The 20,944-nt window shown below is 48.2% G+C and carries 30 protein-coding genes; 2 read left to right on the forward strand and 28 right to left on the reverse strand.

Going from position 1 to position 20,944, the window contains the following annotated elements; translation table 11 throughout:
• Positions 1-7: 7 nt before the first annotated feature.
• From rpmD to rpsJ, 20 genes are read right to left on the reverse strand one after another with little or no spacing between them, the layout of a single operon-like run.
• On the reverse strand, positions 8-193 hold the full coding sequence (gene rpmD / locus LACPH_RS11670) for a 50S ribosomal protein L30 (RefSeq protein ID WP_005686735.1): 186 nt from the start codon (positions 191-193) through the stop codon (positions 8-10).
• An 11-nt stretch (positions 194-204) separates the two neighbouring features.
• On the reverse strand, positions 205-708 hold the full coding sequence (rpsE, locus tag LACPH_RS11675) for a 30S ribosomal protein S5 (protein WP_010492603.1): 504 nt from the start codon (positions 706-708) through the stop codon (positions 205-207).
• A 22-nt stretch (positions 709-730) separates the two neighbouring features.
• On the reverse strand, positions 731-1,090 hold the full coding sequence (rplR, locus tag LACPH_RS11680) for a 50S ribosomal protein L18 (protein ID WP_005686733.1): 360 nt from the start codon (positions 1,088-1,090) through the stop codon (positions 731-733).
• A 37-nt stretch (positions 1,091-1,127) separates the two neighbouring features.
• The gene (rplF, locus tag LACPH_RS11685; RefSeq protein WP_025012539.1) at positions 1,128-1,658 is read right to left on the reverse strand and encodes a 50S ribosomal protein L6; all 531 of its coding nucleotides are present in this window, start codon (positions 1,656-1,658) and stop codon (positions 1,128-1,130) included.
• A 30-nt stretch (positions 1,659-1,688) separates the two neighbouring features.
• A complete protein-coding gene (rpsH, locus tag LACPH_RS11690; protein WP_010492608.1) occupies positions 1,689-2,087 on the reverse strand; it encodes a 30S ribosomal protein S8 in 399 nt (132 codons plus the stop codon).
• A 25-nt stretch (positions 2,088-2,112) separates the two neighbouring features.
• On the reverse strand, positions 2,113-2,298 hold the full coding sequence (locus LACPH_RS11695; RefSeq protein WP_003567540.1) for a type Z 30S ribosomal protein S14: 186 nt from the start codon (positions 2,296-2,298) through the stop codon (positions 2,113-2,115).
• A 14-nt stretch (positions 2,299-2,312) separates the two neighbouring features.
• The gene (gene rplE / locus LACPH_RS11700; RefSeq protein ID WP_003567542.1) at positions 2,313-2,855 is read right to left on the reverse strand and encodes a 50S ribosomal protein L5; all 543 of its coding nucleotides are present in this window, start codon (positions 2,853-2,855) and stop codon (positions 2,313-2,315) included.
• 24 nt (positions 2,856-2,879) lie between these two features.
• A complete protein-coding gene (rplX, locus tag LACPH_RS11705; RefSeq protein WP_010492612.1) occupies positions 2,880-3,191 on the reverse strand; it encodes a 50S ribosomal protein L24 in 312 nt (103 codons plus the stop codon).
• Positions 3,192-3,220: 29 nt separating this feature from the next.
• Positions 3,221-3,589: a 50S ribosomal protein L14 gene (rplN, locus tag LACPH_RS11710; RefSeq protein ID WP_010492614.1), complete on the reverse strand. Its 369-nt coding sequence runs from the start codon at positions 3,587-3,589 to the stop codon at positions 3,221-3,223.
• 31 nt (positions 3,590-3,620) lie between these two features.
• A complete protein-coding gene (gene rpsQ, locus LACPH_RS11715; RefSeq protein WP_005699404.1) occupies positions 3,621-3,884 on the reverse strand; it encodes a 30S ribosomal protein S17 in 264 nt (87 codons plus the stop codon).
• Positions 3,885-3,904: 20 nt separating this feature from the next.
• Entirely contained in the window at positions 3,905-4,099 is a 195-nt protein-coding gene (gene rpmC, locus LACPH_RS11720; RefSeq protein ID WP_005686721.1) for a 50S ribosomal protein L29, read from the reverse strand.
• Entirely contained in the window at positions 4,089-4,523 is a 435-nt protein-coding gene (gene rplP / locus LACPH_RS11725) for a 50S ribosomal protein L16 (RefSeq protein WP_005686719.1), read from the reverse strand. The genes rpmC and rplP overlap by 11 nt, the downstream gene beginning before the upstream one ends.
• Positions 4,524-4,526: 3 nt before the next feature.
• On the reverse strand, positions 4,527-5,189 hold the full coding sequence (gene rpsC, locus LACPH_RS11730; RefSeq protein ID WP_010492622.1) for a 30S ribosomal protein S3: 663 nt from the start codon (positions 5,187-5,189) through the stop codon (positions 4,527-4,529).
• 13 nt (positions 5,190-5,202) lie between these two features.
• Complete coding sequence (gene rplV / locus LACPH_RS11735; protein ID WP_003567555.1) at positions 5,203-5,556, reverse strand: 50S ribosomal protein L22; 354 nt, start codon at positions 5,554-5,556, stop codon at positions 5,203-5,205.
• 17 nt (positions 5,557-5,573) lie between these two features.
• Complete coding sequence (gene rpsS / locus LACPH_RS11740; RefSeq protein ID WP_306387025.1) at positions 5,574-5,855, reverse strand: 30S ribosomal protein S19; 282 nt, start codon at positions 5,853-5,855, stop codon at positions 5,574-5,576.
• Between the two features lie 39 nt (positions 5,856-5,894).
• Positions 5,895-6,731 carry a 50S ribosomal protein L2 gene (gene rplB, locus LACPH_RS11745; RefSeq protein WP_039639959.1) on the reverse strand — a complete coding sequence of 279 codons (837 nt, stop codon included), beginning with the start codon at positions 6,729-6,731 and terminating at the stop codon, positions 5,895-5,897.
• Between the two features lie 28 nt (positions 6,732-6,759).
• Complete coding sequence (gene rplW / locus LACPH_RS11750; RefSeq protein WP_010492629.1) at positions 6,760-7,062, reverse strand: 50S ribosomal protein L23; 303 nt, start codon at positions 7,060-7,062, stop codon at positions 6,760-6,762.
• Complete coding sequence (gene rplD, locus LACPH_RS11755; protein WP_306387026.1) at positions 7,062-7,685, reverse strand: 50S ribosomal protein L4; 624 nt, start codon at positions 7,683-7,685, stop codon at positions 7,062-7,064. The genes rplW and rplD overlap by 1 nt, the downstream gene beginning before the upstream one ends.
• A 22-nt stretch (positions 7,686-7,707) precedes the next feature.
• Positions 7,708-8,340, reverse strand: coding sequence for a 50S ribosomal protein L3 (gene rplC, locus LACPH_RS11760; RefSeq protein WP_010492633.1), 633 nt, complete (start codon positions 8,338-8,340; stop codon positions 7,708-7,710).
• 25 nt (positions 8,341-8,365) lie between these two features.
• A complete protein-coding gene (gene rpsJ / locus LACPH_RS11765) occupies positions 8,366-8,674 on the reverse strand; it encodes a 30S ribosomal protein S10 (RefSeq protein WP_005686699.1) in 309 nt (102 codons plus the stop codon).
• Positions 8,675-8,995: 321 nt separating this feature from the next.
• Between rpsJ and LACPH_RS11770 the strand changes: the two genes are divergently transcribed.
• Both LACPH_RS11770 and psiE read left to right on the forward strand, forming a co-directional pair.
• Positions 8,996-10,453 (forward strand): ISNCY family transposase, encoded by a 1,458-nt coding sequence (locus LACPH_RS11770; protein WP_306387027.1) that lies wholly within the window; start codon positions 8,996-8,998, stop codon positions 10,451-10,453.
• 275 nt (positions 10,454-10,728) lie between these two features.
• Positions 10,729-11,166, forward strand: coding sequence for a phosphate-starvation-inducible protein PsiE (psiE, locus tag LACPH_RS11775; RefSeq protein ID WP_047105400.1), 438 nt, complete (start codon positions 10,729-10,731; stop codon positions 11,164-11,166).
• A gap of 250 nt (positions 11,167-11,416) precedes the next feature.
• Here the strand turns inward: psiE and LACPH_RS11780 are convergent, their stop codons facing one another.
• The 8 genes from LACPH_RS11780 to rpsL form a co-directional block, all read right to left on the reverse strand.
• Positions 11,417-11,566 (reverse strand): hypothetical protein, encoded by a 150-nt coding sequence (locus LACPH_RS11780; RefSeq protein ID WP_306387028.1) that lies wholly within the window; start codon positions 11,564-11,566, stop codon positions 11,417-11,419.
• Between the two features lie 21 nt (positions 11,567-11,587).
• Positions 11,588-14,074, reverse strand: a complete 2,487-nt coding sequence (locus LACPH_RS11785; protein WP_306387029.1) for an SEC10/PgrA surface exclusion domain-containing protein — start codon at positions 14,072-14,074, stop codon at positions 11,588-11,590.
• 323 nt (positions 14,075-14,397) lie between these two features.
• Positions 14,398-14,961, reverse strand: coding sequence for a redoxin domain-containing protein (locus tag LACPH_RS11790; protein WP_010492650.1), 564 nt, complete (start codon positions 14,959-14,961; stop codon positions 14,398-14,400).
• Between the two features lie 150 nt (positions 14,962-15,111).
• Complete coding sequence (locus LACPH_RS11795; RefSeq protein WP_306387030.1) at positions 15,112-16,158, reverse strand: helix-turn-helix transcriptional regulator; 1,047 nt, start codon at positions 16,156-16,158, stop codon at positions 15,112-15,114.
• A 144-nt stretch (positions 16,159-16,302) separates the two neighbouring features.
• Complete coding sequence (locus LACPH_RS11800) at positions 16,303-17,148, reverse strand: Fic family protein (protein WP_306387031.1); 846 nt, start codon at positions 17,146-17,148, stop codon at positions 16,303-16,305.
• 178 nt (positions 17,149-17,326) lie between these two features.
• On the reverse strand, positions 17,327-19,429 hold the full coding sequence (fusA, locus tag LACPH_RS11805) for an elongation factor G (RefSeq protein ID WP_010492653.1): 2,103 nt from the start codon (positions 19,427-19,429) through the stop codon (positions 17,327-17,329).
• Between the two features lie 89 nt (positions 19,430-19,518).
• Entirely contained in the window at positions 19,519-19,989 is a 471-nt protein-coding gene (gene rpsG, locus LACPH_RS11810; protein WP_003567577.1) for a 30S ribosomal protein S7, read from the reverse strand.
• Between the two features lie 132 nt (positions 19,990-20,121).
• Positions 20,122-20,538: a 30S ribosomal protein S12 gene (gene rpsL / locus LACPH_RS11815; RefSeq protein WP_010492654.1), complete on the reverse strand. Its 417-nt coding sequence runs from the start codon at positions 20,536-20,538 to the stop codon at positions 20,122-20,124.
• Between the last annotated feature and the right edge of the window lie 406 nt (positions 20,539-20,944).

Raw genomic sequence — 20,944 nt, forward strand, 5'->3', positions numbered from 1 at the left:
TAATGTATTAATCCTTGATTTCTTCAACAGAAACCAAGTGTGAAATTTGGAAAATCGCACCGCGAGTGGCTGCGTTGTCTGGCTTAATCACCGAGCTATTTACCCGGTTTAAACCTAATTCCTTCACAATCTTACGTTGCTTAGGAAGACGGTGGGCAGCACTACGGGTCAAAGTAATCTTCAATTGAGCCATGTGTTTACCTCCTAGTCTTCAAGCGATGACGCAGAAACGCCGCGCAATTCAGCAACTTGTTCCCGAGTCCGCAATTGTGAAAGGCCGTCCATTGTTGCGCGAATCATGTTGATTGGCGTGTTCCGGCCGAGGGACTTGCTGGTGATATCGGCAATGCCGGCAAGTTCCATGACGGAACGGATAGCGCCACCAGCAGCAACCCCGGAACCTTCTTCAGCCGGCTTCAACAGCACTTCACCAGCGCCGAAGTGACCGATAACTTCGTGAGGAATGGTTGTTCCCACGATCGGTACTTCGATGAGGCTCTTCTTGGCTGCGTCAACAGCTTTACGGATTGCTTCAGGTACTTCTTGGGCTTTACCGGTTGCAAAGCCGACGTGACCGTTCTTGTCACCGACAATTGCAATTGCAGCAAAACGCAGGCGCCGACCACCTTTAACAACCTTTGTAACACGGTTGATGGCAACAACCTGGTCTTCTAAGTCCAATTGGTTTGGATCGATAAATGATGCCATGTGTTGGTTATCCTCCTTTTTACTAGAATTCGAGGCCATTTTCACGTGCTGCTTCAGCTAACGCAGCAACGCGACCATGGTACAGATAACCACCACGGTCAAAGACCACAACTTTATGACCATCAGCAACAGCGCGCTTGGCAATCAATGCGCCAACCTGTGCAGCAGCGTCGGTCTTGTTTTCAGGATCTTTAATGTCCTTATCAAGAGTGGAGGCACTTGCTAGCGTCACACCCGCTACGTCATCAATTAATTGCGCGTAGATGTTTTTATTGGAACGGAAAACGTTCAAGCGTGGGCGCTCGCTCGTACCAGAAATCTTGCCTCGTACGCGGGCGTGACGCCGTTGCCGAGTCTTGTTCTTATCTGGCTTTGAAATCACAATGTTCACCTCTTGTTAAATTTGTTGAAGGTTACGACTACTTACCAGTCTTACCTTCCTTACGACGGACATGTTCGTCAACGTAACGAATTCCTTTACCCTTATAAGGTTCAGGTGCACGGACGGAACGAACAACGGCTGCGAATTGGCCAACAACCTGTTTTGAGATCCCACTGATGATGATCTGGGTGGTGCTTGGAACTTCAACAGTAATCCCTTTTGGTGCGGTCATTTCAACTGGGTGTGAGTAACCGACGTTCAAAACAAGCTTCTCGCCTTGCTTTTGGGCACGATAACCAACACCGACCAGTTTCATTTCTTTCTTGTAGCCTTCGGTAACACCGACGACCATATTGTTTAAGTTGGCACGCATGGTACCGTGGATAGCCTTATACGAATCATCAGGACGGGTGAAACTGATTTCGTCGCCTTCTTGATGCATTTCGATTTCCGGGACAAAATGACGCGTCAATTCGCCTTTAGGACCCTTAACCGTGATGTTGTCGCCATCTTTGGTGACAGTAACACCGGCCGGGACTTTAATGACTTTATAACCAATACGACTCACTTATCGGCACCTCCTTTTTGATGTAATGAATTACCAAACGTAAGCGAGTACTTCGCCGCCGACGTTCTTGGCGCGAGCTTCCTTATCGGTGATAACACCTTCGGAAGTTGAGATAATTGCAATCCCTAAGCCATTCAAAACCTTAGGAACCGCATCACTCTTAACGTATGAGCGCAGACCCGGTTTGGAAATCCGCTTCAAGCCAGAGATAACCCGTTCATTGTTCTTACCATACTTCAAGAAAATGCGGATCATGCCTTGCTTGTCATCATCGATAACTTCGTAGTCACGGATGAACCCTTCACGTTTAAGAATCTCAGAAATGTCTTTCTTCATCTTTGATGCAGGTACGACCAAGGACTCGTGACGCACCATATTAGCGTTACGGATCCGGGTCAAGTAATCTGCGATTGGATCGGTCAAGACCATTGATTTAACCTCCTTTGTCTAGTGATTACCAGCTAGCTTTGCGCATGCCTGGAATTTGGCCGGCATGTGCTAACTCACGAAGGCAAATCCGGCAGAGTTTGAATTTACGATATACGGAATGCGGACGGCCACACCGTTGGCACCGCGTATATTCTTGGACTGCAAATTTTGCAGGCCGATTGTTTTTAGCGATCATTGACTTCTTAGCCAAGTAGCGGACCTCCCTTATTTGGCGAATGGCATCCCGACTTGCGTAAGCAATTCGAGTGCTTCTTCATCAGTATTTGCCGTTGTGACAATAACAACATCCAATCCACGAACCCGATTAACCTTATCGTAATCGATTTCTGGGAAAATCAGTTGTTCCTTAACACCCAACGTATAATTCCCGCGGCCGTCGAAGGACTTAGGGGAAATACCATGGAAGTCACGCACACGCGGCAGGGAGACATTGATCAGCTTATCTAAGAAATCATACATGCGTTCGCCGCGCAGGGTCACCTTTGCGCCGATTGGCATGCCTTCACGCAGACGGAAGCCCGCGATACTCTTCTTGGCCTTGGTGATCAGCGGATGCTGGCCAGAGATCAGTGTCAATTCATCAACAGCTTCATCCAGCAACTTAGCATTCTGAGTTGCATCACCAACACCCATGTTCAACACGATCTTTTCGATCTTAGGTGCCTGCATGGTGCTCTTATAGTTGAACTTGCTTACCAATGCAGGGGCGATTTCTTTGCTATAACGTTCTTCAAGACGATTCTCCATGAAAAAGTTTGTCCTCCTTCCCTATTATTTATCGATTGCGGTGCCAGACTTCTTAGCAATCCGCACTTTGTTGCCATCTTTAACTTCAGAACCGACCCGGGTCGGCTTGTTGGTTTCAGGATCCAGAAGCATCACGTTGGAAACGTGAATAGGTGCTTCTTTATCGATGATACCGCCTTGCGGATTGGCGTTGTTCGGCTTTTGGTGCTTTTTGATCATGTTGATGCCTTCAACGACAACTTTATCAGCGTCTTTCAGGACCTTTGTGATCTGGCCTTCTTTGCCGGCATCTTTGCCGCGCATAACCCGCACTTTGTCACCAGTTTTGAACTTCATGTATCGCACCTCCTATTTGGTCAGAATGATTAAAGCACTTCGGGCGCTAAGGAGACGATCTTCATGAAATCGCCGTCACGCAATTCACGTGCCACAGGTCCAAAGATACGAGTCCCACGTGGGCTCTTGTCAGCGTTGATGATGACAGCTGCGTTCTCATCGAACTTGATGTAGGAACCGTCGGCACGGTGAGCACCGGACTTGGTACGAACAATGACAGCCTTAACAACATCAGCCTTCTTGACAACGCCACCTGGTGTTGCTTGTTTTACAGTTGCGACAACGATATCACCGATGTTACCGGTCTTGCGGTATGAGCCGCCAAGTACCTTGATAACAAGGATTTCGCGCGCGCCTGAGTTATCTGCTACTTTAAGACGACTTTCTTGCTGAATCACGGATTTGGTCCTCCTTTCATTCTAAAAATGATTAGATGATAACTGCCTTTTCGACAATGTTCAATAAACGGAAACGCTTATTGCGTGATAAAGGACGAGTCTCCGCGATTTGCACAATATCGCCAACTTTAGCGCTATTGTCTTCGTCATGCGCATAAAACTTCTTGGAATACTTAACACGCTTGCCATAAACAGGGTGTGTTTTGTATGTGCTGACTTCCACGGTGATGGTCTTGTCCATTTTATCCGAGACCACGCGGCCTTGATAAACTTTACGAGAATTACGTTCTGCCAAGGTAAATGTCTCCTTTCCGATTATTTATTGAGTTCCTGTTGTCGAAGGACCGTTTTGATCCGTGCAATGTTTTTGCGAACCTGCTTCAAGCGAGCGGTGTTTTCCAATTGGCCAGTCGCCTGTTGGAAGCGCAAGTTGAACAGCTCTTCTTTATATTGCTTCTCTTTGTCGAGCATCTCAGCAGTGGTTAATGCAGTAATTTCTTTAGCCTTCATTTGATTGCCCACCTACTTCCTCGCGTGAAACGATCTTGGTGCGGATTGGGAGTTTGTTGGATGCTAAGCGCAAAGCTTCCTTTGCGACTGCTTCGGATACGCCGCCGACTTCAAACATGATCTTCTCACGTTTAACGACTGCAACCCATCCGGTAGGTGCACCTTTACCATTACCCATCCGGACGCCGACACCTTTACTGGTGTAGGACTTGTGAGGGAAAATGCGGATCCATACTTTCCCACCACGCTTCATATAACGGGTCATCGCAACACGCGCTGCTTCGATCTGGCGGTTGGTGATCCAATGGGATTCCAATGCTTCCAAACCATATTCGCCGAAGTCAACGTTCTTACCGCCCTTGGCTGCACCGCGCATCTTCCCACGGAATTCACGACGATGCTTGACACGCTTAGGTACTAACATTGATTATTTCCCTCCTTTCGCACTATTTTGCTGTGGCTTTTCAGGTAAAATTTCACCACGATTGATCCAGGTTTTGATCCCGATCCGGCCATAAGTGGTAGCTGCTTCTTCCCATGCATAGTCGATATCGGCACGCAAGGTGTGCAGCGGTACTAAGCCTTCGTTGTAATGTTCGCGACGAGCAATATCGGCACCATTCAAACGACCGGAAGCCTGGGTTTTGATCCCCTTGGCGCCTGCCCGCATGGTCCGTTGCATTGCTTGACGCATTGCACGACGGAATGCAATCCGCTGTTCAAGCTGACGAGCGATGTTCTCGCCGACAAGCTTGGCATCCAGATCAGGTTTCTTGATTTCAATAATATTGATGTGAACTTGACGACCGGTCAGCTTGTTAAGCTGCTTGCGCAAGTTTTCAACTTCAGAACCGCCTTTACCGATAACCATACCCGGCTTAGCAGTATGAATGGAAATGTTGACACGCTTTGCGGCACGTTCGATTTCGATACGTGATACGGAAGCTTCTGACAGCTTCTTATTGATGAAGTTTCGGATTTCAATGTCTTCATGCAAGTAGTCAGCAAAGTCTTTGTCTGCATACCACTTGGCATCCCAGTCACGGATGACACCGACACGGAAACCGGTTGGATTAATCTTTTGACCCACGCGTTATCCCTCCTTATGCTTCTTTTTCGGATACGACCACGGTGACGTGGCTTGTCCGTTTATTGATCGGTGATGCGCTTCCCTTGGCACGAGGACGGAACCGCTTGAGGGTCGGGCCTTCGTTGACATAAGCTTTGCTTACATAAAGGTTTTGTGCATCTAAGTCATAGTTATGTTCTGCATTTGCAATAGCAGATTTGAGCACTTTCTCGATGATCGGTGAACCAGATCGAGGGGTAAACTCAAGAATTGCCAGAGCTTCAGCAACATCGCGACCACGAATCAAGTCGATTACCAAGCGCGCTTTGCGAGCAGCAATCCGAACTGTCTTGGCCGTTGCCGTTGCAGACGTAATTTGATCAGCCATGAATGTTGTGCTCCTTTCTAGCGTGCTGTTGTCTTCTTGTCATCGGTGTTGTGACCGCGGAAGGTACGCGTAGGAACAAACTCGCCCAACTTGTGACCAACCATGTCTTCACTCACCAAAACTGGGACATGTTTGCGACCATCGTAAACCGCGATGGTGTAACCAATGAAACTTGGAAAAATTGTGGAACGACGGGACCATGTACGAATAACGGTCTTCTTGTCGTTATCTGCCTGCGCTTCAATCTTCTTCAGGAGATGAGCGTCGGCAAAAGGTCCTTTTTTAAGACTGCGACCCATTGTGTGACCTCCTTTAATCGATGTAACACATTAATGTGTTTACTTCGTCTTGCGGTGACGAACGATGAACTTCTCGGACTTAGCCTTGTGATCCCGGGTCTTCTTACCCAAGGTCTTCTTGCCCCATGGTGATAATGGTGACGGACGGCCGATTGGCGCTTTACCTTCACCACCACCATGCGGGTGATCGTTAGGGTTCATAACAGAACCACGAACCGTCGGACGGAAGCCTAACCAGCGCTTACGGCCAGCTTTACCAATGCTGATCAATTCGTGTTGTTCATTACCGACAGCACCGATTGTGGCACGGTTTTCACCCAGAACCAAGCGAACTTCGCCGGAAGCCAGCTTGATGGTGACGTACTTGTCGTTGTCTTTACCCAGTAACTGAGCTGAAACACCGGCTGAACGTGCTAACTGAGCACCTTTACCTGGCTTTAATTCGATGTTATGAATCGTGGTACCTGCTGGGATATTCTTCAACTGGAGCGTATTGCCGACTTTGATATCAACATTTTCGCCAGAGTAAACTTTATCGCCAACCTTGAGACCTTTTGGTGCCAAGATGTAGGACTTAACCCCGTCTTCATAATGCAGTAAAGCAATGTTTGCGGTCCGGTTTGGATCGTATTCAATGGCTTTAACCGTTGCGGCCATGCCATCTTTATTCCGCTTGAAGTCAATCACACGGTAGAATTGCTTGTGGCCGCCGCCACGATGACGAACCGTGATATGGCCGTGGGCATTGCGTCCTGCCGTATGGCTTTGGCTGACCAGCAAAGTCTTTTCAGGCTTCGTCTTGGTGATTTCAGCAAAGTCGGAACCGGACATGTTACGCCGGCCGTTGCTTGTTGGTTTGTATTTTCTAATCGCCACGTGTTTTACCTCCTATAACGAATTTTTGTTACTTGTTATCGTTATCTTCATCAGCGAAGATCTTGATTTCTTTGGAATCGGCGCTCAAGGCAACCAAGGCCTTGCGACGACGACGCGTCATGCCTTCGTAACGGCCCTGACGCTTCTTCTTACCGCGAACGTTGGCAATGTTAACATTAACCACTTTCACGCCGAAGATTTCTTCAACAGCCTTGCGAACCTGCTGTTTCGTTGCATGCAGTGCAACTTCGAATGTGTATTTACGGTTATCCATTTCAGCCATCGATTGCTCGGTGACGATCGGACGTAAAATGATATCGCGTGCTTCCATTATGCAAGCACCTCCTCAATCTTTTGGAGCGCAGATTGGGTTAAGATCAATTTCTTGTAATTAACAGCGTCCAAGACGTTGATACCCTCTGCAGGAACAACTTTCACATTCGGCAGGTTGCGTGCCGCTTTGGCAGCAACTTCATTGCCGTCTTCGAGCACAACCAATGCCTTTTCATTAACCTTGAGGCCATCTAAAACATTTTGGAATGCCTTAGTCTTTGGTGCGTCAAAGTTCAAGCCATCAACAACGACAAGGTCGCTATCAAGAAGCTTTTGTGAAAGTACGGATTTGATCGCCAAACGACGAACCTTCTTAGGCAGCTTGTAAGCATAGCTGCGTGGGGTCGGTCCGAAGACGATCCCACCGCCACGCCATTGCGGGCTGCGGATTGAACCTTGGCGGGCACGACCGGTACCCTTTTGGCGCCAAGGCTTGCGACCGCCACCGGAAACAGCGGAACGGTTCTTAACGGCGTGAGTACCTTGACGAAGGGAAGCTCGTTGCATCACGACTGCGTCAAACACGACGTTTTCATTTGGTTCGACTGCCCAGATGGCATCGTTGAGTTCAACTGTGCCGTTTTCTGAGCCATCTTGCTTATATAAAGTAACGTTAGCCATTAGTTATTGTCCTCCCTTCGTATTATTTAGCTGCTTTAACAGCAGAACGGATCGTAACAAAGGACTTGTTTGCCCCTGGAACATTGCCCTTGATCAACAGAACATTGTGATCTGTGTCAGCAGCAACGACTTGCAGGTTTTGCATGGTGCGGGTACGGTTACCCATCCGGCCAGGCAATTTCTTACCCTTGAAGACCTTGTTGATGATGGCTCCAAGAGAACCTGGACGACGATGGTAACGAGAACCGTGAGCCATAGGACCGCGGGACTGACCATCTTTCTTGATGTTACCTTGATAACCGTGACCTTTGGAAGTACCGGTGACGTCCACAATGTCGCCTGCTGCGAATTCGTCAGCTTTAACTTCGCTGCCGACTTCATAATCACTAAGCGCTACATCGCGGATTTCGCGAACGAAGCGCTTAGGGGTCGTGTCAGCCTTTTTGGCGTGACCGACGCTTGGCTTATTCGTCAAGACTTCACGCATATCGCCGTAGCCCAGTTGAACTGCTTCATAACCGTCAGATTCAACGGTCTTGACTTGCATTACAACGTTGGGCGTTACGTCGATGACGGTAACGGGAACAAGTTCGCCGTTTTCGGTGAAGACCTGCGTCATGCCAACTTTTTTGCCTAAGATTCCTTTACGTGCCATGGGTACACCTCCTATTTTCTATAGATTATAATTTGATTTCGATATCGACGCCGCTTGGCAAGTCGAGCTTCATCAAAGCATCGACTGTCTTCGGTGTTGGGTTCACAATATCGATCAGACGTTTATGTGTCCGCATTTCGAATTGTTCACGTGAATCCTTGTACTTATGCGGGGAACGCAGCACCGTATAGATTGTGCGTTCTGTTGGCAGTGGGATCGGACCTGAAATTGTTGCGCCAGTGCGCTTTGCAGTGTCCACGATCTTGTCTGCGGATTGATCGAGAATCCGGTGTTCGTAAGCCTTGAGCCGGATCCGAATCTTTTGTTTTGCCATTGTGTGACCTCCTTCGTCTATTATCAGTTAGTAGACTAGCTCCGTGAAAATTACCAACTCGCCACCGTGGCAAAGCGGCCGGGCGTGTCGCAACCTCTCACATCCACGCTACTCTGGTTCACCTTTTGAACCAAGTGCACAGTTATCCCCTTCGAGAAACAGCACTCTTGATAGTATACAAAAACATTCATGCCATTACAAGCATTTCTTGAGGTTTGCAGAAAAAACTGTCGACCGCAAGCGATATTGTCTTAAGTAAGCAGTTAGCCAAAGTGTCACAAAAACTGTAACCTCTTAGAAGATACATCTAGGAGGAATCACATGAAGAAGGTTGTCTTAACAATGAAAGAAGAAGAACGTTACCGAGTCATCAAAGCAGTGGTCAATGGTAAGACCTCCGTGCAACGCGCAGCCGTTAAGCTCAAGCGCTCCGAACGAACCATCTACCGATTGATCAAGCTTTACAAGCAACAAGGCAAAGACGGCTTTATCCATGGCAATGCCGGTCGTGAGCCCGCCAACAAACGCAACGCGCAACTCGAACGCCAGATTATTCGTCTGTACACCAACAAGTATGCCGGATTCAACATCGCCCATTTTCACGAGTTCTTAACCACTGCCGAACAAATCGCCATCTCCGAATCCTCACTCCGGCTCTTATTCAGACACCACCACATTCTCTCACCCAAAGCCCATAAAGCCACCAAGCGCCGAGTCAAGCGTGAATTAAAAGAAAAAGAAAAGAAGTCCAAGCTCCTATCCAAACGTGATGAAGCCACCTTGTCAGCCATCGAGGTCGTTGAAAACATCAAAGCCCATCCAGAACGTCCTCGGAAACATTATTCTGGTGAACAGGTACAAATGGATGCTTCCTGGGAGTATTGGTTTGGTACTCAAAAAACCACCTTACACGCAGCCATTGATGATCAGTCCGGGAACGTTGTCGGCGGCTACTTTGCCAAACAAGAAACACTCAGCGGCTATTATCATGTGTTTGCCCAAGTCCTTCGCGATTATGGCGCTCCAGCAGAATTCCTAACGGATCGGCGCACCGTGTTTAACAGCAACAAAAAAGAGGGCTCACCTTCGACCGAGAACCCTCTTACACGTTTCGGTTATGCCTGCCAGACACTTGGAACAGAACTTTCGGTCACCAGTATTCCGCAAGCCAAAGGCCGCATAGAACGTCTTCTGGAGACTTTTCAAGATCGGCTCACAAGTGAACTGCGGTTGCATAACATCACCACAATCGCAGATGCCAATCGGTTTTTGGTCGGCTTTATCAAGCGTTACAATGACCGCTTCGCATCTACCATCAAAAGTAGCATGTCGGTGTTTGATAAGCAACTAACACCCAAGGAAATTGACAATATTTTGATCATTGCCAATGAACGCAGCATCGGCCACGGACATTGTGTTCGCTTTGATAACAAACGCTATCTGCCACACCGGAATGGCGAATTGGTTTATTTACCCCCGCATACAAAGGTCTTAGTCATCAAAAGCTTCACGGGCAGACTTTATATGACCACTGATGATGACCAGGTGTACGACCTTTTCTGTGTGCCAAAAGAACAGTTCATGTCAGCCAAATTCGATCTTACGCCAGCTGCGGCACCAACTCCTAAACGAACCAAGAAAATCCCGGCAATCACGCATCCGTGGCGCCGCGCTAACTATCGCGATTACCTTGATTCTCTTGGCATTAACAGGACAAGGGTTAAACAGTTGATCGCCGAACGATATCCATACAAGAATTCACAAGCGATTCAAGTCTAATTAGGATCATCTCGCGTCCAGTTTTCGGACGCATGTTTTATGGAATTTACTGTCAAAGTCGAAAATCGCTTGACAGCATTTCTTGAGGTTTGCAGAAAAAACATGCGCGCTGCAATCCGTTTCTTCCATAATACGTGTCAATCATTTCATCGGTAGCTCTTTTGGCTCCGCCAGCGCGTAACACATTGATCTGAGCAAACTTATTTTCTCAAGAAGCCGTCTGTGCTACATTCAATTCAAGTAAGTTTATTTTCACAACGGATTGGAGACCACTCATGAAATTTGATCATTATAAAAAAATCGTCAACGCAGCCTTAGACGTTCTACTCGGCTTGCTTGCCATCGTTGTCGTTGTCTTCATGCTCCGTTACATCATCGATATCGGCAGCATGATCCTCCGGCCACTCTCAGCCGACCTATTTGGCAAGGTCATTCAGGAAGTCACCAGCTTCTTCATGCTGTTCGAGTTCGTGATCATGCTCATTCGTTACATTGAGGAAGGCCACCACATCCCTATTCGCTACCTTATCCTGATCTCGATGACGGCCATTCTGCGTCAGCTGCTCGTCCTCCACGACCGCGGCACGGAAACTTTATTGCTGACGCTCGCCATTCTCGTGTTAGCTGGGGTCCTGACCGTTTTCTCATACGTCAGCGGCGATTTCAAGCATTCGCGCGATGAAAAAGATGTGGATATTGACCAGCATTTTTAGAGCTTAGTGTCTCTGCTGGCCGTTAATTTTGATCTATCTGCTGAAGAAGCTTCTGAAAGTCTCGCTCTATTTAAAAAAGCACGACAGACACATCAACTGATCTTAGTTGACGGTCTGTCGTGCTTTCTTTTGTTGTTTACTTTTTGGCAGTACAACGCCGCCATGATTCTGTTCCGTTCGCTGAGAACCTTATCCCCACGACAAATTTCTCAGCAGCTTATCTTGCATTATGTTGAACGTGAAGTCATCTCTATAGTGACGCAATCCCCAAAATCACTTCATCATGGATGATTCGCATCCAAACATCCGTTGTGTTTACCCGACTCATTAAACTAGCCAACCTAGATGATGTATCAATGCCAGTGGCCATCCCCACGATCGTCACTAACAAGATTGTCAACTACTGTAGTATGGTCTGTCGCTATTTTGCGTGGCGATACTTACGAACACCAGCAAAGCCCAGAACCGCAATGATCAGCGCGCCAGCTTCGGCCAAAACGACACCGCTTTGACTCTCACCTGTTGCTGGATAAGCATGTTTGCCATACTTTTGGGTCATGCGACTAAGTGGTTGCGTGCTAGCAGGCTCCGTCTTGACTAATGGTGTCACTGTTGCAGGTTTAGCAGGACCGGTAGCAGGTATCTTATTCTTAGGAGCATTCGAACCTGCCGGCGTAGTAGCAGCTGGGCCCGTGGCACTGGAAGCAGCTGAGCTATTGGCATTGGACGTAGCAGAACTCGATGCACTTGATGAAGCTGAACTTGCGGCGCTGGAGGTCGCGGAACTGGCTGCGCTAGATGCAGCAGAACTAGCCGCGCTGGAAGCAGCGGAACTTGAGGCAGCTGAACTAGCTGCACTGGAGGTTGCGGAGCTGGAAGCGTTGGAGGCAGCAGAACTGGCCGCGCTTGACGCGGTAGAATTATTGGCACTAGATGCTGCAGAACTTGATGAACTAGAGACAGCCGAGCTGGCGGCGCTGGAAGTAGCGGAACTGGCTGCACTTGATGCACTTGAACTATTGGCACTGGATGCCGCAGAGCTGGACGCACCTGAGCTAGCCGAACTTGTAGCACTGGAGGTCGCAGAACTGGCAGCACTTGACGCACTCGAACTATTGGCGCTAGAGGCTGAAGAACTGCCGCCACTTGCTGGCGCATTCGGTTCTGGGCCCGGATCAAGCTGAGCTACTGCTGCATCTAGTTTTTTAGCTAAAGCTTGAACAGATGCATCCTGTTGCTCGTTGAAGGTTTGAATCTTTTGTGGAATCTGTCGAATAGCATCGTAATCGGCATTAATTTTTTCAGCAATGCTTGAAAGTTTGTCAGAATAGTTGTCGTAGGCAGCCTGGTAATCTTTTTGTTGCTGAGTTTTAAGATTGTTAATTTTGCTTTGAACTTGTTCAACCTTCACATCTATCTCATAATTGTTATCAACTGGTAGCGATGAATCCTTTTCTGGAACGGTAGCGATATTCTTTCCTTCAAGATCTCCACTTGTATCAAAATTAAGCATCCAGCCGCCGTTGCTACCATCTTGGCCCGGAAAATACTTAAGTGCCCAGCCACCAGACGTCGTTCCATAACTTTCACTCAGGAGTATCTTTCTATGTCCCCAATTATGATCGCCCTCATAGGTGTCGCTTGATCCGTCCTCATTAAAAAGGCCATCGATTGATGATGCAACTCCATCCAGAATACCGAGCATCGTGGTTTTCCCATCAACAATATAGTCCGGAGATACGCCACTCAATGTCTCAGCCCAACTACCGCCGAAAATTTGATCAAGAATATCCGAGTCGTGCGTCATACCTGTTAGCGAATCGCTTCTTTTTTGTACTAGAGACAGAAACTCCTCTGTCGACTTTAATGGGCTTAAGCCAAGAAATGCACGATAATTATTCACAAGCATCATGGCATATTGATTAACCTCAAGCCGTTGAGCTTGGCTTAACTGATTGTTCTGTACAACATCGGTCAGTGCCCATTTAGGAATGTGCACACTGTCACCAGCAGGAGAAAACCATTCATCCGAATGTGATGATAAAGTAACTGTAGCAAGTACATCTTTATCAGTAAATTCTGGTAAATGTTCAACCAAGTAGTTGCCATTCCACGTCTTACTCTTGCTATCAGCATACGTAACAATATTGTTCCAAGCACCCGTTCGAGCAATAAAATTAAACGTGCCACCATTACCAACTTGAACGTTTGGTGTTACTCGCTCGGCATTCAAATCCGCAATTTCTTTAGTAGCAGCCTGACTTGCAGCAGCATAGCTGTCGGCTTGGGAATTCCGTAACGTCATCAAATCTGACCAGCCGTCTTTTTGATATTGATAATAATCGGCTGTATCTTTGGCCTTCTGATCGTTAAGTTGCTTGTCAATCTGATCTTCATACGCACTCTTCGCAGCCTCAGCCTGACTCTTCGCAGCTGCTTCTTGCTTCGCCGCATCCGCCTTAGCCTGATCATACTTAGCCTTAGCAGCTTTCCACTGTTCATCCGTCATGCTAGCTGAAGACGGTGCCGGCGCATTCGTTTGCACCGCATCATTCGCAGTCTTGGCCGCCGCACTAGCTGGTTGGGCAGCCTGAACCGAAACTGTGGATGTAGCCTTTTGCTGTGCCGGTGCTGCAGCTTGTGATGTGACGACCGTCGCTGCTTGAGCCTGTGCTGCCTGACTTACCGCAGCTGAAGAAGGCGTTGTGGCATCAGTTTTATTGACCAACGTTGCTGACTGCACCGTTAACTGCGGTTGGGTCTCCGCAGCGTGAACGGATTGCGTCTGGGTTACGCCGAAGCCACCGATTGCTAAGGCAAATGCTGAAGCAACCACCCATTGGCTGCCGCGTTTGTACATTTTCTTCTTATCATTTACCACATGTTGTGCAAATCGATTGTATAACATGATGTCCCCTCCAATTTAGGTATGTACTCGTGGTTCTGTTAACATTAAAATTATATAAACACATTAGGCGTGTTATACCTAGTGAAGCTTAGATGGGCATTTTTTAAGTGAATCCTATTGCAGCAACCGATCGCCCTCACCAGTGCTCACTGCTGTTCCTTCTTCTTCTTGCGATATACAGTTTAATTTCGTCCAAACCAGCCACGTCATTGATAACAGCAAAGCCTCGTAAGACAACAAAAAGCCGTTTATGTCACCAGACACCTCAGTTTAGGTGTTGGTGACATAAACGGCTTTTTTAATTCAAGACAGGTAACTGGGGATTAAATCTTCCCCACCAGCGCTGCACCCGGCTTCAATGTCTTTTCGCCTGGTTGCCAGTTTGCCGGGCATACTTGGTCGCCATGAGCTGCCACAAATTGGGCTGCTTGCAAGGTGCGGAGAATTTCATTCGCATTGCGACCGATGCCGAAGTTGTTGACGGAATAGGTTTGGATGACGCCATCCGGATCAACGATGAAGGTGCCACGGAAGGCCTGGCCGCTTGCGGCATCGCGTACGTCAAGCGCACTGGCTAAGGTGCCGGCCGGATCGGCGACCATCGGATACGCAACCTTCTTGATGGTCGGGCTTGCTTCTGCCCAAGCCATATGCACAAATTCGGTGTCTTCGGAAACTGAATAGACTTCAGCGCCGACTGACTTGAACTGATCATAATGATCTTGCAAATCGCCTAATTCGGTTGGGCAAACAAAGGAAAAGTCAGCCGGATAGAAACAGATCACCGCCCACTTACCGCGCATGTCTTGATCGGTCACCGTGTGAAAATCCCCATTTTGATAGGCGGTCAAACTGAACGCCGGTAATTTTTGTCCAATAAAGCTCATAATATTACCTCCAATATTAGAATGATTATCATCTACATATTAAGGATAGCCGTTTGCTCGGTTTTTGACAAGGGCGTTTTTGGGCAATGGCGGTTTAAATGGCATAAAAATACCGCAACCAGTTTGGATGCTTTCACTGGTTGCGGCTGGCTACATGTTATCTGATAGGTGGTAATGTGACAGGTCGGAAATGCCATAACGCTCTTTGAGTGACGTGGCAAAAACCCAGACCACATAGTCGCGCAGATATTTTGGCGCCAGTATTTTGACCAGTGCGCCTTGGCCTAACAGCCACATGCGAATGCCGAAGCCGTCGTTGACTGCAATTTCAATGTGGTAAACCCGTCGTGCGTAAGGATTGCCGTTGTCCGGATCTACGCGAATCGACTTGGGGTCGACTTTGGCTTGCGGGAAGCGATCGGTCACATAAGCTGGGTCATAAGCATATTCGATTTCCAGGTTGATGGGCTTGCCCAGATAAGGATACCAGGTGTGCACTTGCAGCCGCCCACCTTGGAACCGGTCATCGTGATTGTGGGTCGGATGATGGCCATAGAATTTCAGGTTGCTGATGGCATCCAAGCGAAACTTGGCGAACTTACCGTGATCGGGATTTTCAAATTGTTCGTCGCTGCCATCGACAATCAGATAGAAGAACAGGTCGCCGAAGAAGAGTCCTGTCGGCAGTTTATGGTCAAAATGATGCTGCTCGCCATGATACGTGAAGTCGAAACGGATCAGTTCATGATTGACAATCGCCTGGCTGAGTCGTTCCAACCGGTCACTCAACAGCATCTTCGGGACACCGCGATATTCAAAGATCGGATTCCGCATCACCGCATCGCTGCCTTTATGATCGGCACCGGTCGGCATGAGCTGTCGCAACAACGTTTTCATCTCCTCTGTTGCCAAGCCGCGGCTAGCCGTTAAAATCAAGCCGACCGCCATTAACTGGCCGTCCGTTAACTTGGTCCCTTGAGCACGCAAGCCCGACTGCAGACGATAGTGGCCGGCTGGCATTTTGGCAAAGGCATCGGGTTCGTCCAGCTCCCGGTCAAACAGCCGTCTGATCGCGGCAATATCCCGGCGAATGGCTGATTCGTCTTTTCCAAATTCTGCCATCAAATCTTGCTTGGTCAACACATCCCCGCGCAACAAGCGTAACAAAATCGTGACAATCCGTTCCTGACTCGACACCCAACCTGCCTCCAATACAAAGGTTATTATATAACGTCGAGTATACTATACTGCCGAACAGAGCGGGAGGTGATTTTTGCAGTTGATCATCCGAAACTGGCGGCATCCCTGTCATCGCAGGTCATGAACGCTTGTGATGGTAGCCTAATCATCTTCAAGTCGCTTAAAAAGATCTTTCAGCGGGCTCTGATTTTCCGCTGTTTTCGCATCGGCGACATTCTGTTCATGCAATTTCAAGATGGCGATTCGCTCCTGCAAAGCCTTTTTGACATACGTCGCGACCAGTCGTGCGAATGGGTCCATATCGTGCTTGCTGCGGCTTATCTCTAATGCATCCATGTACGCCGATCGCGCCTTTGGATCCGGCTGAATATTAATCACCGGATAGCCGTGTCGCGTCAAGGCCATGTTCATCAGCAGACGCGCTGTTCTACCATTACCATCCAAGAACGGGTGAATCGCAACAAACTTGGCATGAAGTTGGGCAGCATACAAAACCGGATGCAACTCTTTTTCAGCTTGCTTCATCCATTGAATCAACGCCGCCATCGCCGGTTTGATTTCGAACGGTTCAAGATATGGTCGGTCTTTTGCCCCACTCGGCCAAACGAGTAGCGTCCGGAACTGACCGGCCTCACTGCGCTGTCTGACTGTTTGCAGGGTCACAATGCGGCTAATGTCGCGAATATCCCGTTCACTAATCGGTTCATTGCCAATGGCCAGCTTCTCAACAAAATCATACGCTTCACTGAGATCGAGCGTTTCCAGAATATCTTTCACCAGCGCACCATGGATCGTCAGACCTGCATCGAGAATCGACTCGGTTTCCGCCTGACTCAAACTGTTGCCTTCGATCGCATTTGACGACCAGACATGGTCAACTTTGATCTGCTGCCGCAACATTTTAGCCTGGGTGGCATCTAACGGGCGATATTGTTGCATTTCATCGCGCAATTTTGTCAGTTCGCTCAAAACTTCATCGAGATCCATGCTGACACACCTCCTCAGTGGCTTTTCTCAGTGGGACACTATTGTCTGAAAAAAAGTCCTGGCACCGCTCGCTTTTATCATATCAGTCCACAACCAAAAAAACACGGTAGACATGTCAACCTGTTCAGTTGACTGTCTGCCGTGCTTTTATTCAATGTTGACGTTGGGCATTCAAGGATTATTCCTTGGTTGCGACACCGCCGCCATTTTTCTTGATGATTTCTGCTTGGATGCTCTTTGGTACTGGTTCGTAGTGGTCGAAGGTCATGGTAAAGGTACCACGGCCCTGGGTCGCACTACGCAAGGTGGTTGCATAACCGAACATTTCGGCAAGCGGCACCATGGCGTTAACCAATTGAGCATTCCCACGAGCTTCCATACCTTCAACACGACCGCGACGTGCCGTGATTTGGCCCATCACATCGCCAAGGTATTCTTCAGGTGCGACAACTTCAACGTGCATGATTGGTTCAAGAATAACCGCACCGGCACTCTTTGAAGCATTCTTCAGCGCCATGGAAGCAGCCACTTTAAAGGCAGCTTCAGAAGAATCGACTTCATGGTAAGAACCATCATAAAGCTTGGCTTTAACGTCGATTAATGGATAACCGGCAAGAACACCATTGGCCATTGCTTCTTTCAAACCTTGCTCAACGGCTGGGATATATTCACGCGGAACAACCCCACCGACGATCGCGTTTTCGAATTCAAAGCCTTTGCCTTCGTCGTTTGGTGTGAATTGGATCCAAACATCACCATACTGACCTTTACCACCAGACTGACGAACGAACTTACCTTGAGCAGATGCTTCCTTCGTGAAGGTTTCACGATAAGCAACTTGTGGTTCGCCGACTTTGGCAGCCACTTTGAATTCACGCTTCAAACGATCAACCATGATATCCAAATGCAGTTCGCCCATGCCGGCAATCAAAGTTTCACCGGTTTCAGGGTTGGTTTCAGCCTTGAAGGTCGGATCTTCTTCGGAAAGCTTCTGCAAGCCAACATCCAGCTTGTCTTGGTCTTCCTTGGAATCAGGTTCGATGGAAACCTGGATAACCGGATCCGGAACATCCAAGGATTCAAGAATCAACGGATGATCGACGTCGGTTAAGGAATCCCCGGTTGTGGTATTCTTCAAGCCGATCGCCGCAGCAATATCACCGGAGAATACTTCAGGAATTTCTTCCCGGTGATTACTGTGCATCTGCAACAGACGGCCGACACGTTCACGGTTGTCCTTAGTTGCATTCAAGACATACGAACCGGCTTCCAGTGTGCCACTGTATACCCGGATGTAGGTCAAACGGCCAACGAACGGATCAGTCGCAACTTTGAAGGCCAAGGCAGCAAACGGCTTGTCGTCGCCCGCCGTCAACTCAACAGCATCCCCGGATTCAGGATCGGTTGCGTGATATGGCCGAACATCCAGCGGTGATGGCAAGTAGTCGATAACGGCATCCAGTAACATCTGAACACCTTTGTTCTTGAAAGCAGAACCGGCAAGAACCGGGTAGAATTCCAAGTTGATGGTAGCCTTACGAATCGCTGCCTTTAATTCAGCATTGGAAATTTCTTCGCCTTCAAGGTACTTATCCATGATGCCATCATCAACATCAGCAACGGCTTCAATCAGTTCATTGTGAGCCTTTTGGGCTGCTTCCTTGTAGTCATCAGGAATGTCAACCGTATCCCACTTGGTACCGAGTTCGTCTTCGTCATACAAATCGGCTTTCATGTCGATCAGGTCAATGACCCCTTCGAACTTATCTTCAGCACCGATTGGTAATTGAACAGCGTGGGCGTTGGCTTGCAGACGGTCATGCAAAGTCTGCAGAGAATAGTTAAAGTCCGCACCGATCTTATCCATCTTGTTAACGAAAACCAACCGCGGAACGCCGTAAGTTGTCGCTTGACGCCAAACGTTTTCAGTCTGCGGCTCAACACCGGATTGGGCATCCAAAACGGTGATCGCACCATCTAACACACGCAGCGAACGTTCAACTTCAATGGTGAAGTCAACGTGCCCTGGGGTATCGATGATGTTGACCCGGTGATCCTTCCAGAAAGCCGTAGTAGCAGCACTGGTGATGGTGATCCCACGTTCCTGTTCCTGTGGCATCCAGTCCATCTGTGAAGCTCCTTCATGAGTTTCACCGATTTTATGAATTTTACCGGTATAATACAAAATCCGTTCAGTCGTGGTCGTTTTACCGGCATCGATGTGAGCCATGATCCCGATATTACGGGTACGGTCTAACGGAAATTCACGTTTGTTGGCCATGTGGCGTATTGCTCCTCTCTTGTTTCAACTGGCTTTATACAAAGAATGGCTACTATATACCAAGCCGCGGATATAATAGCCAAATCATCTTACCAACGATAATGTGCAAATGCCCGGTTGGCGTCTGCCATCTTGTGGGTATCTTCACGCTTCTTCACTGCGGCGCCGGTGTTGTTAGCGGCGTCCATGATTTCCTTAGCCAACCGTTCGTCCATCGTATGTTCACCGCGTTGACGGGAATACTGAACGATCCAGCGAAGACCAAGTGTGGTCCGACGATCCGGACGAACTTCGATCGGCACTTGGTAGTTAGAACCACCGATACGGCGAGCCTTAACTTCCAAGACCGGCATAACGTTCTTCATTGCTTCTTCAAAAACGTCTAACGGTTCGTTCCCGGTTTGTTTCTTAATCATATCAAATGCATCATATAAAATTGTTGATGCCTTACCGCGCTTGCCGTCAATCATCAAGTGGTTGATCAAGCGAGTCACCAGTTTTGAATTGTAAACTGGATCAGGTAATACATCGCGTTTTGCAACACTGCCTTTACGTGGCATGTATTTTGGCCTCCTCTTTAAACGCGCTCTCGGAAACCCAAACTTCCCGATCACGCTCTCCTTATAACCGCACAAAGCGGCACTAGAAAATTTTTATCATGATCATCTGCGGTTTAAACCGCGATCAATGTTTTACTTCTTCTTAGGGCGCTTTGCACCATACTTGGAGCGACCTTGCATCCGGCCGTCAACACCGGCAGTATCAAGCGCACCACGAACAATGTGATAACGAACCCCTGGCAAGTCCTTAACACGGCCGCCACGGATCAAGACAACACTATGTTCCTGCAGGTTGTGACCAATCCCCGGAATATAAGCTGTCACTTCGATCAAGTTGGACAGACGAACACGGGCATATTTCCGCAAAGCAGAGTTAGGTTTCTTAGGTGTCATCGTGCCGACACGTGTAGCAACCCCACGTTTTTGCGGTGCTGGATTACTGGTAAGGCTCTTCTTCTTGCTGTTGTAACCGAAGTTCAACGCAGGAGAGTCTGACTTGGTTGTTTTGGATTTACGACCTTGGCGAACTAATTGATTAATAGTAGGCATTAAGCTTCTCCTTCCTTATTTTGCATCATTTTTAAGTCCACACATCCAGGCGGTTCATTTTTTCTGATAAAAAAATGGCCAACCGAACGGCGACGGCTCTTAACCCAGTCAGCACGTCCGGATAACCCGAATAAACTGGAAAAAAGCACCTTTGATAGTGTACTATCCTGTACGCATCAGTGTCAAGCGTAACCTGAACTAGATCAGGTTAACTAACAACTCCTAATCATAACAAAATTGTTCTACAAAGCAAGCACCTTGACTCAGAGCAAGAGCGTGAACTGGCACGGTTAGAAGCTGGAGTGTAAGTGGCCTTGAGCGTGATGGCCCGGGCTTAGGCCATCACGCCCAAGGTCCTTACACGCAAGCTTCTGCGCCAGTGAGCGCGTTTCAGCACAAAAATAGT

This window comes from Lacticaseibacillus parahuelsenbergensis (genome assembly GCF_030770265.1).
GTDB classification, from domain to species: Bacteria; Bacillota; Bacilli; order Lactobacillales; family Lactobacillaceae; genus Lacticaseibacillus; species Lacticaseibacillus casei.